The sequence below is a fragment of the Ochrobactrum soli genome (genome assembly GCF_003664555.1).
GTDB lineage: Bacteria > Pseudomonadota > Alphaproteobacteria > Rhizobiales > Rhizobiaceae > Brucella > Brucella teleogrylli.
In genome coordinates this window covers 616704-631110 of sequence record NZ_RCHH01000001.1, presented here as the reverse complement: position 1 = coordinate 631110, position 14407 = coordinate 616704, and the positions used below count along the sequence as shown (strand labels likewise).

The window sequence follows — 14407 nt, the reverse complement described above, 5'->3', positions numbered from 1 at the left end:
ACAACCGTCTGGATAGGACGGGCGTTAGGTCAAAGCTTGGTCAGCTCCGTTTAGTCGAAGCTGCAGAAGGTGTGGAATGTTTCTGTCGGTTTTCGATCTCTTCAAGATTGGTATTGGGCCCTCCAGCTCCCATACGATGGGTCCCATGACGGCTGCGCGGATGTTTCTCAATGAGATCATCAGCGGCAACTGGCCACGGCCTGCGCATTCCAAAATCGTTCGCCTGAAGGCGAGCCTGCATGGCTCGCTGGCTTATACCGGCGTCGGTCATGCGACGGACCGCGCCGTCATTCTCGGCCTTTGCGGTTTTCTGCCCGACACGATCGATCCCGATATCATGGATTCGGAAGTAGAAAAGGTTCTGGCGGCCAAGAAAGTGCAGCCGGGAGGCCATCCCGCCTATCAGTTTGATCCGGCGGTCGATCTTGTTCTCGACCGCAAGACGCCGCTCCCCGGCCATGCCAACGGTATGGCGTTTTCCGCTTACGATCACGACGACAATCTTTTGTTGCGTCGTGCTTATTTTTCCATTGGCGGCGGTTTCGTCGTCACAGAGGAAGAATTGAGCCGCGTCCAGCGCAGCGGTGCGAAGCCGGATGACAAGGCCGACGTGCCTTATCCTTTCCGCAATGCCGCTGAAATGCTGGTCATGGCCCATGATAGCGGGCTGTCGATTGCCGAAATGAAGCGCGCCAATGAAGAAGTGCATATGTCGCGTGAGGAACTCGACGCGGGGCTGGATCGCGTCTGGGGCGCCATGCGCGGCTGCATCGAACGCGGATTGAGCCGCGAGGGCATCATGCCCGGCGGGCTGGGCGTTCGTCGTCGGGCACGGCACATTCACGACAAGCTTCAGGATGACTGGCGCAACAATCGCAGCAATCCGTTGCTCGCCAATGACTGGCTGTCGGTCTATGCCATGGCGGTCAACGAGGAAAACGCTTCGGGCGGCAGGGTGGTTACCGCGCCGACCAATGGCGCCGCGGGCGTGGTGCCTGCGGTGCTACGCTATTATCTGCATTTCCACGATGATGCCGACCAGAAGGGCATTCGCGATTTTCTGCTGACGTCGGCAGCCATTGGTGGCGTCATCAAGCACAATGCGTCGATTTCCGGCGCAGAGGTTGGCTGTCAGGGCGAGGTGGGTTCCGCTTCGGCAATGGCGGCAGCGGGGCTTGCCGCTGTTCTCGGCGGTTCGCCGGAGCAGATCGAAAATGCCGCTGAAATCGCGCTCGAGCATCATTTGGGCATGACGTGCGACCCTGTTGCCGGATTGGTTCAGGTGCCTTGCATCGAACGCAATGCGCTGGGTGCGGTGAAGGCGGTGACAGCTGCATCGCTGGCCGTGAAGGGCGATGGCAAACATTTCGTGCCGCTCGATGCCTGTATCGAAACCATGCGTCAGACTGGCCACGATATGAGCGAACGCTACAAGGAAACCAGTCAGGGCGGTCTTGCGGTGAATGTCGTAGCCTGCTGAGTTCTCAACTTTAGGAGAACGCGATTCTTCTTGCTTGAAGCGGTCGCATCCCTTGGTTAAACCGCTTCCATGGCTCTCAATCTCGTCAAGCTTTGTGTCGGTTGCGATAGTATCGAAGATCTCGCAGCCTGGATCGATTTCCGCCTCGCTGAACAGCGGGGCGCGGGGCTTGTGCCCGAACAAACCCACACGACGCGGATGGTGCCGAAACGCATCGACGAGCTTCTGGAGGGCGGTTCGCTCTACTGGGTCATCAAGGGCAATATCCAGTGCCGCCAGCGTTTGCTTGATGTGCGGCCCTTTACGGATGAAGTCGGCATCAGCCGTTGCCATTTCGTGCTGGAACCGAAGATCGTTCCGACGGAATGGCAGCCGCGCCGCGCTTTTCAGGGATGGCGTTATCTGAGCGAGAACGAAGTGCCGCGTGATGAAGCGGCTGGAAAGTCGGGCAGGGCAGCGCTCCCTGCGGAACTGCGTCAGGAGTTGGCAGCACTCGGCCTGCTCTGAGCAATTTTCCCGGAATCAAAAAGGCCCACCAAAAATCGGCGGGCCTTTATTTTATTCAGCTAATTGCCGCTCAGTTTTCAATCGTCACACGAACGGTGATCGTGTTGGAATTGACTGGCAGCGTCATGCGCATCCGGGCACGTGGCTGGGCGATGCGTTTGTTACGAGCGGCATGGCTGACCAGCAGGCCGACGAGATCACGGGTTTGAAACCCCGTGCCGCGACGCACATCGGCAATCCGCAATGCAGCCTGCTTGAGCGTCTGTACCGAGAACAGACCGCCCAGCGAAGGCACACGGTTTTCTTCATGAGACCAAATGGTGGTCTTCAGCGGCGGTACGAATGTGTCTTTCATATTGGACATCTCGAAACCCTCTACGCTTTACAAAATTCGGGTTTGAAGCTGTTGCGAGGAGAAAAAATCCCCTCGCGATTGATCAGTTGGCGACGGCATAGCAGCCGAAGCTCTTCTTCTTGAGAGAAGCACAAGCATCCCATGCAGCCTGCTTCGAGGTGAAGCCGACGAAGCGGGCGCGGTAGAATGTGGCGTTACCCTTGTTGAAGGTTTCCGTGTAGGGCGATGCGCTGCGCAGCGCGCCACCGACAGACGAGGACGCCTTGGCAAGCATGTCGCGGGCCTGACCTTCGCTCGGCAGAGAACCGATCTGGATCGCCCAGCCGCCAGCAGACGGGGCCGATGCGGTGGTGACCGGGTCTACCTCCTGTGCCTGCGCTTGGGCCTGAGCCTGCAGGGTGCCGGATGGGATTTTGGCCTTCGGTGTCGGGCGAATGGCGGCCTGTGCTGCGAGCGCAGCCGGACGGGCTGTTGGAGCGGCCAGTGCAAGCACCTGCGGCTGTTCCGCGTCACCTTCACCGGATTCGTTGTTGATGACTTCGTTGACCGATTCGACACGGGCAACCGGCACAGGCGCTTGTCTCGCCTTCGGCAGATCGACGGCGGCGACAGTCTGCGGAACGTCATTGGTTGCGGCAATGAGAGCGTCGGTACTGCGACCGCGCTTGGCCTGCGGGAGATATTTGTTGATCAGCTGCGCCATATGGGCGTCGCGGCTTGCGCCTGTATTGCCGCCCATGACCACGGCAACGATGCGGCGGCCATCGAGATTGACCGACGAAACGAGGTTGTAGCCGGAAGCATTGGTATAGCCGGTCTTGATGCCGTCGACGCCTTCGATGCGGCCCAGCAGGCGGTTGTGACCGTTGATGGTCTGACCACGATAAACAAAGCTGCGGCGCGAGAAATAGGAGAATTCACGCGGGAAATGCTGACGAAGCGCCATGCCGAGGATAGCCATGTCGCGCGCGGTGGAATGCTGCGCCATGTTCGGCAGGCCTGATGCGTTGCGGAACGTGGTGTTGCGCATGCCGAGACGGCGCGCCTTGGCGGTCATCATCTGGGCAAAGCGCTCTTCCGAACCGCCGATATATTCGCCGACCGCCGCCGCAACGTCATTGGCGGACTTGGTGATCATGGCGAGCGCCGCATCTTCGGCGCGGATGGTCTGGCCCGGGCGGAAGCCGATCTTTGTCGGTGGACGCGAACGGGCATAGGCTGACACGGGGATGGGCGTATCCCTGCTGATCCGTCCGGCCTGCATGGCTTCGAAGAGCATATAGAGCGTCATCATCTTGGTCAGCGAAGCGGGATAGCGCTGCGCGTCGGCGTTTGAAGCAAAAAGCGTCTTGCCCGTATTCGCATCGACCACGATCGCAGCATATCTGTCGCTGGCGGCAATCGCCGGTATCGTGGTGGATGCTGTCGAACAGCCTGTAACGGTCGCGAGAAGAAGTGTAGCTTGCGCCGCTTTTTTCAGGGCATATGCGACTTTACTGAATGCCATACGCACGATGATGACCCTACCTGTATTCCGGAATTTTTAAGCTGCGGCGCAAAAGGCACACAGCAATCTAATTCCACCACCCTAATGTCATCAGCGTTACCAATCCGTTTATGGTAAGCGCGTCGTTCATAATTTTCTGAAAATTTTTGCGGTCACTCGGCCTTGGTCGCAGCTTTGATCACGCATTTATGAAGTTTTTTCGCAGCTGCGCGATGCCCGTTCCGTCAAAAAACAAACGCCACTTTTGGCAGAAAGCTTTAGCAAACGGGTGCTTGACCTATATTAGTTGTGTCAAGGGGCTCGCTGGTAATAAGTCTCGGTTGCAAGTGCCACTGAAGGGCTTAAAATCAGAACGAAAAGACCTACATATTGAGGCAGGGCGGGGTCGGCAGATGGGCATTTGGGTACAGGTTTCATGAGGCATTTCAATACAGTCATGCAAAGCAAGACCGATGGCGGGAACGGGCCGGAAAACGGCACCGTTGTGGTCACGCGCACGCAGCCCAAAACCAAGAAGCCCAGCCTCTACCGTGTCCTGCTACTAAACGACGACTACACCCCCATGGAGTTCGTCGTACATGTCCTGCAGCGTTTTTTCCAAAAAAGCCTTGATGATGCCACGCGCATCATGCTGCATGTTCACAATCACGGTGTCGGTGAATGCGGAGTATTTACATACGAAGTCGCCGAGACCAAAGTGAGCCAGGTCATGGATTTTGCCCGCCAGAATCAGCATCCGCTGCAATGCGTGATGGAGAAAAAGTGAGGTCTTATGCCATCGTTCTCTCCCAGCCTTGAAAGGGCACTGCATCAAGCCCTGACCATCGCAAACGAGCGGCATCACGAATATGCTACGCTCGAACATCTTTTGCTTGCCCTGATCGACGATCAGGATGCCGGCGCAGTGATGCGCGCCTGCAACGTCGATCTGGAGCACCTCAAGCGCGTCGTTACCGATTATATCGACCGCGAACTGGACAATCTCGTCACCGGCTATGACGAGGATTCCAAACCGACGGCCGCTTTCCAACGTGTGATCCAGCGCGCCGTCATTCACGTTCAATCTTCGAATCGCGAGGAAGTTACGGGTGCCAATGTGCTCGTCGCCATCTTTGCGGAACGGGAAAGCCATGCTGCCTATTTCCTTCAGGAGCAGCAGATGACCCGTTACGATGCCGTGAACTATATTTCACACGGCATTTCCAAGCGTCCTCAAAGCGGCGAAACCCGTTCGCCGCGCGGTGCCGAAAGCCCGAGCGAGGAGCAGCGCCCCGGTGGGGAGCAGGAAGAGGGACCGAAGAAGAAGCAGGACGCCCTGTCTGCTTACTGCGTCAACCTCAATGACAAAGCCAAAGCCGGTCGTATCGATCCACTGATTGGTCGCGACAGCGAAATCAGCCGGACGATTCAGGTTCTGTGCCGCCGCTCCAAGAACAACCCGCTTTATGTGGGTGATCCCGGCGTCGGCAAGACGGCCATTGCCGAGGGTCTCGCGAAACGCATTGTGGAAGGACAGGTTCCTGAAGCGCTTGCCGACGCGATGATCTTCTCGCTCGACATGGGCACACTTCTGGCGGGAACGCGCTATCGCGGTGACTTTGAAGAGCGTCTGAAGCAGGTCGTGAAGGAACTCGAAGAGTTTCCGGGTGCGGTTCTGTTCATCGACGAAATCCACACGGTCATCGGTGCCGGTGCGACTTCGGGCGGTGCGATGGATGCATCGAACCTGCTCAAGCCAGCACTGTCGTCCGGCGCAATCCGTTGCATCGGATCGACGACCTATAAGGAATATCGCCAGTTCTTCGAGAAGGACCGCGCGCTTGTGCGTCGTTTCCAGAAGATCGACGTCAATGAGCCGTCGATCCCGGATGCGATTGAAATCATGAAGGGGCTGAAGCCTTACTTCGAGGATTTCCACAAGGTCAAATACACGGTCGACGCCATCAAGTCGGCGGTGGAGCTATCCGCGCGCTATATTTCCGACCGAAAGCTGCCCGATAAGGCGATCGACGTGATCGACGAAACCGGCGCCAGCCAGATGCTGCTGCCGGAAAACAAGCGCAAGAAGACCATCGGCGTGAAGGAAATCGAAGCGACCATCGCGACGATGGCCCGTATCCCGCCGAAGTCCGTCTCGAAGGATGATGAACTCGTCCTGTCGCATCTCGATGCGGAACTGAAGCGTGTCGTCTATGGCCAGGATCTGGCTATCGAAGCGCTGTCGGCCTCGATCAAGCTGGCCCGTGCGGGTCTGCGTGAACCGGACAAGCCAATCGGCTCCTATCTGTTCTCCGGCCCAACCGGCGTCGGCAAGACGGAAGTTGCCAAGCAGCTTGCCGCCTCGCTTGGTGTGGAACTCCTGCGTTTCGACATGTCGGAATATATGGAGCGCCATACGGTTTCGCGGCTTATCGGCGCGCCTCCCGGCTATGTCGGCTTCGATCAGGGCGGTCTTTTGACCGATGGCGTGGACCAGCATCCGCATTGCGTGCTGCTGCTCGACGAAATCGAGAAAGCCCATCCGGACCTTTACAACATTCTGTTGCAGGTCATGGATCATGGCTCGCTGACCGACCATAACGGCAAGAAGATCGATTTCCGCAATGTGATCCTGATCATGACCACCAATGCCGGTGCGTCGGATATGGCCAGAGCGGCAATCGGCTTCGGTTCCACGCGGCGTGAAGGCGACGATATGGAAGCGATCAACCGGCTATTCACGCCGGAGTTCCGCAACCGTCTCGATGCGATCATTCCGTTCGGTCCTCTGCCGGTTCCGGTTATTCATCAGGTTGTGCAGAAGTTCGTTCTTCAACTCGAAGCCCAGCTTGCCGAACGCGGCGTTACCTTCGAACTGACCGAAGGCGCAATCGCATGGCTGGCCGACAAGGGCTATGATGAGCGCATGGGCGCGCGTCCGCTCGGACGTGTCATTCAGGAACACATCAAGAAGCCGCTGGCCGATGAAGTGCTGTTCGGAAAGCTCAAGCATGGCGGTACGGTACGCGTCGATGTGATCACCAAGGCAGACGGCAAGACCGATCTGTCGCTGGAATCCGTCGCCGAGCAGCCGGTGAAGCCGAAGAAGGATATTCCGGCCGAGAAGAAGATTTCTCCGCGCCGGAAGGCCGCGCCGAAGAAGGCTGAAAAGGAAAAGGTTCTGGCCGGTAAGGACGAACCAGCTCCGAAGCCAGCTGCAAAAGCGGCGCCGCAAGCTTCAAGCGCCAAATCGTCGGTGCCGAAAGTGCCGCGCAAGAAATAAATGCATGAACAGACGGCCCCTCTTCGGAGGGGCCGTTTTCGTTTGAAGTTTAAACTTATCGATCCTCGGTCAATTCTATTCTAACGTGGCTTCATGCCAGCGACTCATCTTCCAGATAAGCCTCCACATCAGGACATTGCGCCAGCGCATAGCGGCCAGCATTTTCGCTGGTTTCTGCGTGGTTGCAGCCGCATTTTCAGCATTCCGGCCATCTTGCTGATGAGTTCGTTTGTCGGCTTTGCCGGGCTTGCGATTGAAAGCGGCATTTCGGTCGGGCAGGCGGTGTTCATGACGCTGACCATCTGGGCACTGCCCGCCAAGGTCGTGCTGATCGGTGCCGTCAGTGCAGGCGCAACACTGCCTGCCGCTGCGCTCGCTGTCGGACTGTCCTCGGTGCGCCTCATGCCGATGGTAGTGGCGCTTCTGCCGGAACTCAAAGGGCCAAAAACGCGTAAGCTGACGCTAGCGGTGCTCTGCCATTTCGTGGCGGTGACGGCCTGGGTCATGGCGATGGAGGAGTTGCGCAATATTCCGCGTGACATGCGCACCAGCTATTTTGCCGGGATCGGCTCGGTTCTGGTTGGAACCAATGCGCTGGTGGTGGCGATTGTCTATATGCTGTCGTCTTCGTTCCCGCCGGTTGTGTTTGCAGCCCTTTTCCTGCTGACGCCAATGTATTTTCTGACCTCGCTCTGGCGGTCGGCGCGCGAACTGGCAGGGCAGGTCGCGATGGCGTCCGGCTTGCTGTTGTTTCCGCTCTTTCACCAGTTCATGCCGGGATATGACCTGCTCTGCACGGGCATTGTGGGTGGCCTGATCGCCTTTGGATTCCACAGAAAGCGCAGCATGACGAAGGAGAAGGCGCTATGAACTGGGACAGTTTTGACAGCCAGTGGTGGCCGTTCGTCTTCATCATTCTGGCGGGATCGCTGCCGACCTATATTTTTCGCGTCATGGGCGTAATCGTCGGCGGGCGAGTCCGCGAGGATTCCGAGTTTCTTGTGCTGGTGCGCTGTGTGGCAACCGCGCTGGTCGCGGGCGTGATTGCACAGCTTATTCTTTATCCGAACGGCGCACTTGCCGATTCGCCGATATGGCTTCGGGTCGGAGCCGCCGGTGCAGGATTTGCCGCCTATCTGATGGCTGGCAAGCGTTTGCTTGTCGGTATCGCGGTTGCGGAAATCCTGCTGATTGCCGGTCTGTTGACGCTCTAAGAGTGAGTCTTATCAGAGCGCTGCGCGGATTTTTTCAGCATTTGCTGAAAGAACGGCTGCGTCTTCCATCTGGCCAGTATGCGGCTTGAGAGCGACGCCTTCAAAACGCGGAATGACGTGGAAATGCAGATGATAGACGGTCTGGCCGGAAGCCGGTTCGTTGAACTGCATGACGGTGACGCCATCGGCATTGAAAGCCTTCTTCACGGCCTGCGCGATTTTCTGCACGGCGGCGATGACGACGGCCAGCTTTTCCGGCTTGGCGTCGAGCAGATTGCGCGACGGCGCCTTCGGCACAACCAGCGTGTGGCCGGTGCCCTGCGGCATGACATCCATGAAAGCGACGACATCGTCGGTTTCGTAGACGCGGGTGGACGGAATTTCACCCCGCAGGATTTTCGCGAAGATGTTGTTGTCGTCATAGGTGGCAGACATGCGATTCTCTCCAATGCTGGACTTTGCCAAATTTGACCGCATAGAGAGGCGTTAGGCAAGCTTCGTGGGGGCAGCTTCGTGGCGGTAGGGTGTGTGTTCCTCCAGTGCCTCATGAATTTGCTCGACCTCGCGCCGTTCCTGAACGAGATAGTCGCTCACCGCATTTCGGAAACTTTCATTGACGATGTAATGCGCGGAATGGGTCGTTACTGGCACATAACCGCGTGCAAGCTTATGTTCGCCCTGCGCGCCTGCCTCCACCACGCGCAGCTTGCGCTCGATGGCGAAGTCGATGGCCTGATGGTAGCAGACCTCGAAATGCAGATAGGGGTGGTCCTCGATGCAACCCCAGTGTCTGCCGAACAGCCTGTCCCCACCGATGAAATTGATGGCACCGGCAATATAGCGTCCGGCGCGTTTTGCCATGACCAGCAGAATATCCTCGGCCATGGTCTGGCCGATCAGCGAATAGAACTTGCGGTTGAGATAAGGGCGGCCCCATTTGCGGCTGCCCGTATCCATATAGAAAGCAAAGAAATCGTCCCAGACCGCTTCCGTCAGGTCGCTGCCGGTCAGCCAGACGATTTCAATGCCATCGGACAGCGCTTCGCGGCGTTCCTTTTTGAGCGCCTTGCGTTTGCGCGAAACAAGTTCACTCAGAAAGTCATCATAATTGGAAAAGCCGTTGTTTATAAAATGAAACTGCTGGTCCGTCCGGTGCAGAAAGCCCGCGCGTTCCAGCGCATTTATTTCGTCGGGCAGGGCAAATGTCACATGCGCCGAGGATACGCCTGCCTGATCGGTTAGCTCGCGCAAACCGCCTGCCAGTGCCAGCCGCACGGCTTCGCCATCATAGGCAATATGGTTGAGAAGGCGCGGCCCGGTTGCGGGCGTGAAGGGAATAGCCGCCTGAAATTTCGGGTAGTAACGCCCGCCAGCCCGCTCGAAAGCATCGGCCCAACCGTGGTCGAACACATATTCGCCCTGGCTGTGTCCTTTCAGATAGTTCGGTACAACGCCGAGCAATTCGCCACGATTGTTTTCAAGACGCAGATGGCGCGGCAGCCAACCTGCTTTTCGGGAAACGGAACCCGATTCCTCCAGCGCGGACAGGAAAGCGCGGGTCGTGAAAGGATTATAGTTCGCGTCCTGCCGGGAGGCCCCGGCAAGACTGCCCCATTCGTCTTCCGTAAACTCGCTGATATTTTCAACGATGCGAAGAACGAATCTTTCTTCACTGTGCGGATCTTCGTCGTTCACCGCAAATCCTTTGCTCTCAGGCGACCAGTGAGCGAGGGTCGAACCCTTCGAACGTGAACTGTTCGACATTGAGTTCGCTGTGCTTCTGCATTTCCCGGTCGCGCACTGTCCAGCTGATGACCGGCATATGCAGCTTTTCCCGCACGAAGGTGACGAACGGGTTCGGCAGATGATGCACATTATAGGATACGAAGGAAATGCCATGCGCGAGCATGGAGAAATGCGCTTCGAAATCCTGCGTGCGGGTGCCTTCCGCCGTCAGCCCGCCCGGAATGCCAGGCGCGTCGCTTGCAAAGCGGCGGATCAGGTGATGATCGAACGACATGATGGCCGCTTCGCCCTTATATTCGCCAAGCTCGCGGGCAACGGCTGCGACCAGCCCGTCATCGCGACCTTCGATGCCCTTGAGTTCGATCACCAGCGGAACTCGTCCATCGACCAGATCAAGCATCTGGCGAAGCGTCGGGACGCGCTCGGCAGTGCCGCCGACGTTAAGCGCGGTTGCTTCGGAGAGCGTGAGGTCGCTGATGCGACCCTCGCGACCGGCAAGACGTTGCAGGTCGTCATCATGGAAAACGACCACGCCGCCGTCTTTCGTCAGATGCACGTCGCACTCGATAGCAAAGCCCGCCTTGGCGGCTGCCTCAAACGCAGCGAGCGTGTTTTCCCAGCGGGTTTTGTTCAGATCGTGCAATCCGCGATGCGCCACCGGGCGCTTTGCGAGCCAGTCGATGGAGGACATTATGCAACCTCGATAATCGCTTCGACTTCAACCGGCGCGTTGAGCGGCAGGCTGGCGACGCCGACGGCGGAACGCGCATGTTTGCCAGCATCGCCCAAAACGGCGACGAGCAGATCGGACGCGCCATTGGCAACGAGATGCTGTTCAACGAAATCAGCGGTCGAGGACACAAAAACGGTGATCTTCACGATGCGCTTGATTTTTTCAAGATCGCCGAGCGCAGCCTTGGCCTGTGCCAGAATGTTCACGGCGCAGGCGCGCGCCGCAACCTGGCCATGGGCAACCGTCAATTTGTCGCCAACCTGGCCAGTGTGCACAAGTTTGCCATTTTCCAGCGGCAGCTGGCCCGAAGTGAGCAAAAGCGAGCCTGTTTCAGCAAAGGGGACATAGTTTGCAGCCGGTGCCGCGGCTACGGGCAGGGATATACCCAGGTTTTTCAAGCGGCTTTCGATCGTGTCGGTCATTGCATTAATCCTTGCTTGCAAAGGGACTTCTCCGTCACCCTATAGGCAGAATCGGTGAAGCTTTTTGGGAAGGGTGCGTTTTTTGCCTCGCTTCCGCCACGAGTTTTTTTATCATGCTTGTCAACTCATCGGGAGATTCATGTATGCGTTTTTTGAAGCCGGGTTTTAAAGTGGTTGTTGCTGCAAGTGGAACCGCCGCCTGTGTGTGGGCAGGACTTGCGAGCGTGGCCCAAGCGGCTTCGACGGTAACGCTGGTGCCGCATCGCGCCGTTTACGATTTGACGCTGGACCGCGCCGATGAAAAGTCAGGCATCAGCGGTCTGACTGGGCGCATGGTCTATGAGTTCAACGGATCTGCCTGCGAAGGCTATACGACGAACTTCCGTTTCGTGACCCGCATCGACATGGAAGAGCAGCCGCAGCGCGTCACCGATCAGCAGACGACGACCTTCGAAGGCAGCGACGGCAAGAGCTTCCGCTTCGTCAACAAGACCTTTGTCGACAAGGAACTTGTCAAGGAAGTGCGCGGCGATGCCAAACTTGAAGGTGGCAAGACGGTGGTGGAACTGTCGAAGCCGAAGGAAAACAAGATTGATCTGCGCGGGACGCAATTTCCGACCCAGCATATGGAAGAGCTGATCGGCAAGGCTGAAGCGGGTCAGAAGTTCTATCAGACGTCGCTGTTCGATGCGTCGGAAGACGCCGACCGCGTGGTCGCCACCACAGTCGTTGTCGGCAAGGGGCAGACCCCGTCGGATGATGAAACCAAGTTCATGGGCCCTTTTTCCAAAGACCCGGTCTGGCCGGTGACGATTGCTTATTTCGATGACAAGGAAAAGCAGGACGGGCTGCCGATCTATCGCATCAACTTCAAACTTTACCGCAATGGTATCACGCGCGATCTCACCATGGACTATGGTGACTTCGCCATGCGTGGCAAGCTCGTGAAGCTGGACGTATTCGATGCGGCCAAGGAAAAGGCCAAATCCTGCAATTGAGGATGCCCAGATACGCCGTTTGGCGTTATATTGGCTGGATGACTTGCAATTCATGGCGCGATCGGTTAACAGCGCGCCTATTCCACACACGGGATTGGGCTTTTGCCGGGAGAAATCCGGCAAGAACCTCCGGTGGCGAGCAATCGCCTCAGCCCGTGGAGGTTAAACCGGAAAAGGAAAATAAAGATGGCATTGCCTGATTTCAGCATGCGCCAGCTTCTGGAAGCTGGTGTTCACTTCGGCCACCAGACCCACCGCTGGAACCCGAAGATGGCGCCTTTCATCTATGGCGCTCGTAACAACATCCACATCATGGACCTGTCCCAGACCGTTCCTCTGCTGCACAACGCGCTGAAGATCGTTTCGGACACCGTTGCTCGCGGCGGTCGCGTCCTGTTCGTCGGCACGAAGCGTCAGGCTTCGGACATCATTGCCGATGCAGCAAACCGTTCGGCTCAGTACTACGTCAACGCCCGCTGGCTCGGCGGCATGATGACCAACTGGAAGACGATCTCCAACTCGATCCAGCGTCTGCGCAAGCTCGACGAACTTCTGGCTGGCGAAGGCCAAGGCTTCACCAAGAAGGAACTTCTGAACCTTCAGCGTGAGCGTGAAAAGCTTGACCGCGCACTCGGTGGCATCAAGGACATGGGTTCGGTTCCTGACCTGATCTTCATCATCGACACCAACAAGGAAGCAATTGCTATCCAGGAAGCCAAGCGTCTTGGCATTCCGGTTGTTGCCGTGATCGATTCGAACTGCGATCCGGACCAGATCGACTACCCGATCCCGGGCAACGACGACGCTGCACGCGCTATCTCGCTCTATTGCGATCTGGTTGCACGCGCTGCTCTCGACGGTATTGCTCGCCAGCAGGGCGCAATGGGCATCGACATCGGTGCGCAGGCTGAAGCTCCGGTTGAGCCAGCTCTCGAAGCTCCGGCTGAAGGCGCTTAATCAGCGTTTGATTTCATCCATCCGTCATATCTCTGATAGAGGCGGATGGATAATCTCGTTTCATTCCGGCGCGGACGCGTGATTCCGAAGCACGTTTGACGGTTTTCGGGCAAATTCACGCTTCGTCAAAATGGCGCCGGTTCAAAGTTGGCACACCCATTCGGTGTGCCTTCGCTTTCGTGAAAGGCGACACAATGAGCATTTCCGCATCTCAGGTTAAAGAACTCCGCGAACTGACCGGCGCTGGCATGATGGACTGCAAGGCTGCTCTTGCAGAAACCAACGGCGACATCGAAGCTGCTGTCGATTGGCTGCGCGCCAAGGGCATTGCAAAGGCTGACAAGAAGGCTGGCCGCACGGCTGCTGAAGGTCTGGTTGGCGTTGCATCTTCCGGCAACAAGGCTGTTGTCGTTGAAGTCAACTCCGAAACCGACTTCGTTGCCCGCAACGACGCTTTCCAGGATCTGGTCCGCAAGATCGCTCAGGCTGCCCTGACCACCGACGGTTCGGCTGAAGCTGTGGCCAACGCCAACATCGACGGCAAGACCGTTACCGAAACTGCGAAGGACGCAGTTGCAACCATTGGCGAAAACATTGGTTTCCGTCGTTCGGCTGCTCTGTCCGTTCCGCAGGGTGCAGTTGCAACCTACATCCACAACGGCGTTGCTGACGGTCTCGGCAAGCTCGGCGTTCTGGTTGCTATCGAAACCGCAGGTGACGCAGAAGCTGCAAACGCATTCGGCCGTCAGGTCGCCATGCACGTTGCCGCTATCAACCCGCTCGCTCTGACCGCTGAAGAACTCGACCCGGCTGCTGCCGAGCGCGAAAAGGCGATCTTCATTGAGCAGGCTCGCGAATCCGGCAAGCCGGACAACATCATCGAAAAGATGATCGAAGGCCGTATGCGCAAGTTCTACGAAGAAGTTGTTCTTCTTTCGCAGGCTTTCGTCATCAATCCTGACCTGACGGTTGCAGCTGCCCTCAAGGAAGCTGAAAAGGCCATCGGCGCTCCGGCTAAGATCACCGGCTTTGCCCGTATCGCACTTGGTGAAGGCATCGAAAAGGAAGAAAGCGATTTCGCTGCTGAAGTCGCTGCTGCAGCCAAGGGTTAATCGGCTCTGGTCTTCCTCTGAAAGCGTATTTGCGCTTTCAGAACATGCTTTAGCCTGAAAAGGCTTTTGATTATGAAGGGCATCGCGTGACAACGCGGTGCCCTTCGTGTATCG

15 protein-coding genes are annotated in these 14407 nt (G+C 57.4%); 9 read left to right on the top strand and 6 right to left on the bottom strand.

Annotated features, from left to right (window positions below):
* Positions 1-76: 76 nt before the first annotated feature.
* Together D8666_RS03030 and D8666_RS03025 are read left to right on the top strand one after the other, a co-directional pair.
* Positions 77-1480 carry an L-serine ammonia-lyase gene (locus tag D8666_RS03030; protein WP_109369184.1) on the top strand — a complete coding sequence of 468 codons (1404 nt, stop codon included), beginning with the start codon at positions 77-79 and terminating at the stop codon, positions 1478-1480.
* A 69-nt stretch (positions 1481-1549) separates the two neighbouring features.
* Entirely contained in the window at positions 1550-1987 is a 438-nt protein-coding gene (locus D8666_RS03025) for a DUF1489 family protein (RefSeq protein WP_109369183.1), read from the top strand.
* 70 nt (positions 1988-2057) lie between these two features.
* Here the strand turns inward: D8666_RS03025 and D8666_RS03020 are convergent, their stop codons facing one another.
* A complete protein-coding gene (locus tag D8666_RS03020; protein ID WP_109369182.1) occupies positions 2058-2351 on the bottom strand; it encodes a hypothetical protein in 294 nt (97 codons plus the stop codon).
* A gap of 73 nt (positions 2352-2424) precedes the next feature.
* A complete protein-coding gene (locus D8666_RS03015; protein WP_109369181.1) occupies positions 2425-3855 on the bottom strand; it encodes a D-alanyl-D-alanine carboxypeptidase in 1431 nt (476 codons plus the stop codon).
* Between the two features lie 409 nt (positions 3856-4264).
* Here D8666_RS03015 and clpS point away from each other — a divergent pair, with 409 nt between their 5' ends.
* The 4 genes from clpS (at position 4265) to D8666_RS02995 (ending at position 8325) form a co-directional block, all read left to right on the top strand.
* Positions 4265-4615: an ATP-dependent Clp protease adapter ClpS gene (gene clpS / locus D8666_RS03010; protein WP_109369180.1), complete on the top strand. Its 351-nt coding sequence runs from the start codon at positions 4265-4267 to the stop codon at positions 4613-4615.
* A gap of 6 nt (positions 4616-4621) precedes the next feature.
* On the top strand, positions 4622-7111 hold the full coding sequence (clpA, locus tag D8666_RS03005) for an ATP-dependent Clp protease ATP-binding subunit ClpA (RefSeq protein ID WP_121536256.1): 2490 nt from the start codon (positions 4622-4624) through the stop codon (positions 7109-7111).
* 219 nt (positions 7112-7330) lie between these two features.
* Entirely contained in the window at positions 7331-7981 is a 651-nt protein-coding gene (locus tag D8666_RS03000) for an AzlC family ABC transporter permease (protein WP_109370248.1), read from the top strand.
* Positions 7978-8325: an AzlD domain-containing protein gene (locus tag D8666_RS02995; RefSeq protein ID WP_109369178.1), complete on the top strand. Its 348-nt coding sequence runs from the start codon at positions 7978-7980 to the stop codon at positions 8323-8325. Before D8666_RS03000 ends, D8666_RS02995 begins: the two co-directional genes overlap by 4 nt.
* 12 nt (positions 8326-8337) lie before the next feature.
* Here D8666_RS02995 and D8666_RS02990 read toward each other — a convergent pair whose 3' ends face one another.
* The 4 genes from D8666_RS02990 to D8666_RS02975 are packed head-to-tail and all read right to left on the bottom strand — an operon-like array spanning position 8338 to position 11226.
* A complete protein-coding gene (locus tag D8666_RS02990; RefSeq protein WP_109369177.1) occupies positions 8338-8760 on the bottom strand; it encodes an HIT family protein in 423 nt (140 codons plus the stop codon).
* 51 nt (positions 8761-8811) lie between these two features.
* The gene (locus D8666_RS02985; protein WP_109369176.1) at positions 8812-10020 is read right to left on the bottom strand and encodes a GNAT family N-acetyltransferase; all 1209 of its coding nucleotides are present in this window, start codon (positions 10018-10020) and stop codon (positions 8812-8814) included.
* 16 nt (positions 10021-10036) lie between these two features.
* Positions 10037-10762, bottom strand: coding sequence for a glycerophosphodiester phosphodiesterase (locus D8666_RS02980; protein WP_121536254.1), 726 nt, complete (start codon positions 10760-10762; stop codon positions 10037-10039).
* Entirely contained in the window at positions 10762-11226 is a 465-nt protein-coding gene (locus D8666_RS02975; RefSeq protein WP_109369174.1) for a RidA family protein, read from the bottom strand. Before D8666_RS02975 ends, D8666_RS02980 begins: the two co-directional genes overlap by 1 nt.
* A gap of 143 nt (positions 11227-11369) precedes the next feature.
* Between D8666_RS02975 and eipB the strand changes: the two genes are divergently transcribed.
* The 3 genes from eipB (at position 11370) to tsf (ending at position 14293) form a co-directional block, all read left to right on the top strand.
* On the top strand, positions 11370-12224 hold the full coding sequence (gene eipB, locus D8666_RS02970; protein WP_109369173.1) for a cell envelope integrity protein EipB: 855 nt from the start codon (positions 11370-11372) through the stop codon (positions 12222-12224).
* Positions 12225-12410: 186 nt separating this feature from the next.
* Entirely contained in the window at positions 12411-13181 is a 771-nt protein-coding gene (gene rpsB, locus D8666_RS02965; protein ID WP_109369172.1) for a 30S ribosomal protein S2, read from the top strand.
* A 194-nt stretch (positions 13182-13375) separates the two neighbouring features.
* Positions 13376-14293 (top strand): translation elongation factor Ts, encoded by a 918-nt coding sequence (gene tsf, locus D8666_RS02960; RefSeq protein ID WP_109369171.1) that lies wholly within the window; start codon positions 13376-13378, stop codon positions 14291-14293.
* Positions 14294-14407 lie beyond the last annotated feature (114 nt).

Coding starts and splice junctions, on each gene's coding strand:
- rpsB (WP_109369172.1), top strand. CDS start 12,411: ATGGCATTGCCTGATTTCAGCATGCGCCAGCTTCTGGAAGCTGGTGTT.
- clpS (WP_109369180.1), top strand. CDS start 4,265: ATGAGGCATTTCAATACAGTCATGCAAAGCAAGACCGATGGCGGGAAC.
- eipB (WP_109369173.1), top strand. CDS start 11,370: ATGCGTTTTTTGAAGCCGGGTTTTAAAGTGGTTGTTGCTGCAAGTGGA.
- clpA (WP_121536256.1), top strand. CDS start 4,622: ATGCCATCGTTCTCTCCCAGCCTTGAAAGGGCACTGCATCAAGCCCTG.
- D8666_RS03025 (WP_109369183.1), top strand. CDS start 1,550: ATGGCTCTCAATCTCGTCAAGCTTTGTGTCGGTTGCGATAGTATCGAA.
- D8666_RS02995 (WP_109369178.1), top strand. CDS start 7,978: ATGAACTGGGACAGTTTTGACAGCCAGTGGTGGCCGTTCGTCTTCATC.
- D8666_RS02980 (WP_121536254.1), bottom strand. CDS start 10,762: ATGTCCTCCATCGACTGGCTCGCAAAGCGCCCGGTGGCGCATCGCGGA.
- D8666_RS03000 (WP_109370248.1), top strand. CDS start 7,331: ATGAGTTCGTTTGTCGGCTTTGCCGGGCTTGCGATTGAAAGCGGCATT.
- D8666_RS02990 (WP_109369177.1), bottom strand. CDS start 8,760: ATGTCTGCCACCTATGACGACAACAACATCTTCGCGAAAATCCTGCGG.
- D8666_RS03030 (WP_109369184.1), top strand. CDS start 77: ATGTTTCTGTCGGTTTTCGATCTCTTCAAGATTGGTATTGGGCCCTCC.
- tsf (WP_109369171.1), top strand. CDS start 13,376: ATGAGCATTTCCGCATCTCAGGTTAAAGAACTCCGCGAACTGACCGGC.
- D8666_RS02975 (WP_109369174.1), bottom strand. CDS start 11,226: ATGACCGACACGATCGAAAGCCGCTTGAAAAACCTGGGTATATCCCTG.
- D8666_RS03020 (WP_109369182.1), bottom strand. CDS start 2,351: ATGTCCAATATGAAAGACACATTCGTACCGCCGCTGAAGACCACCATT.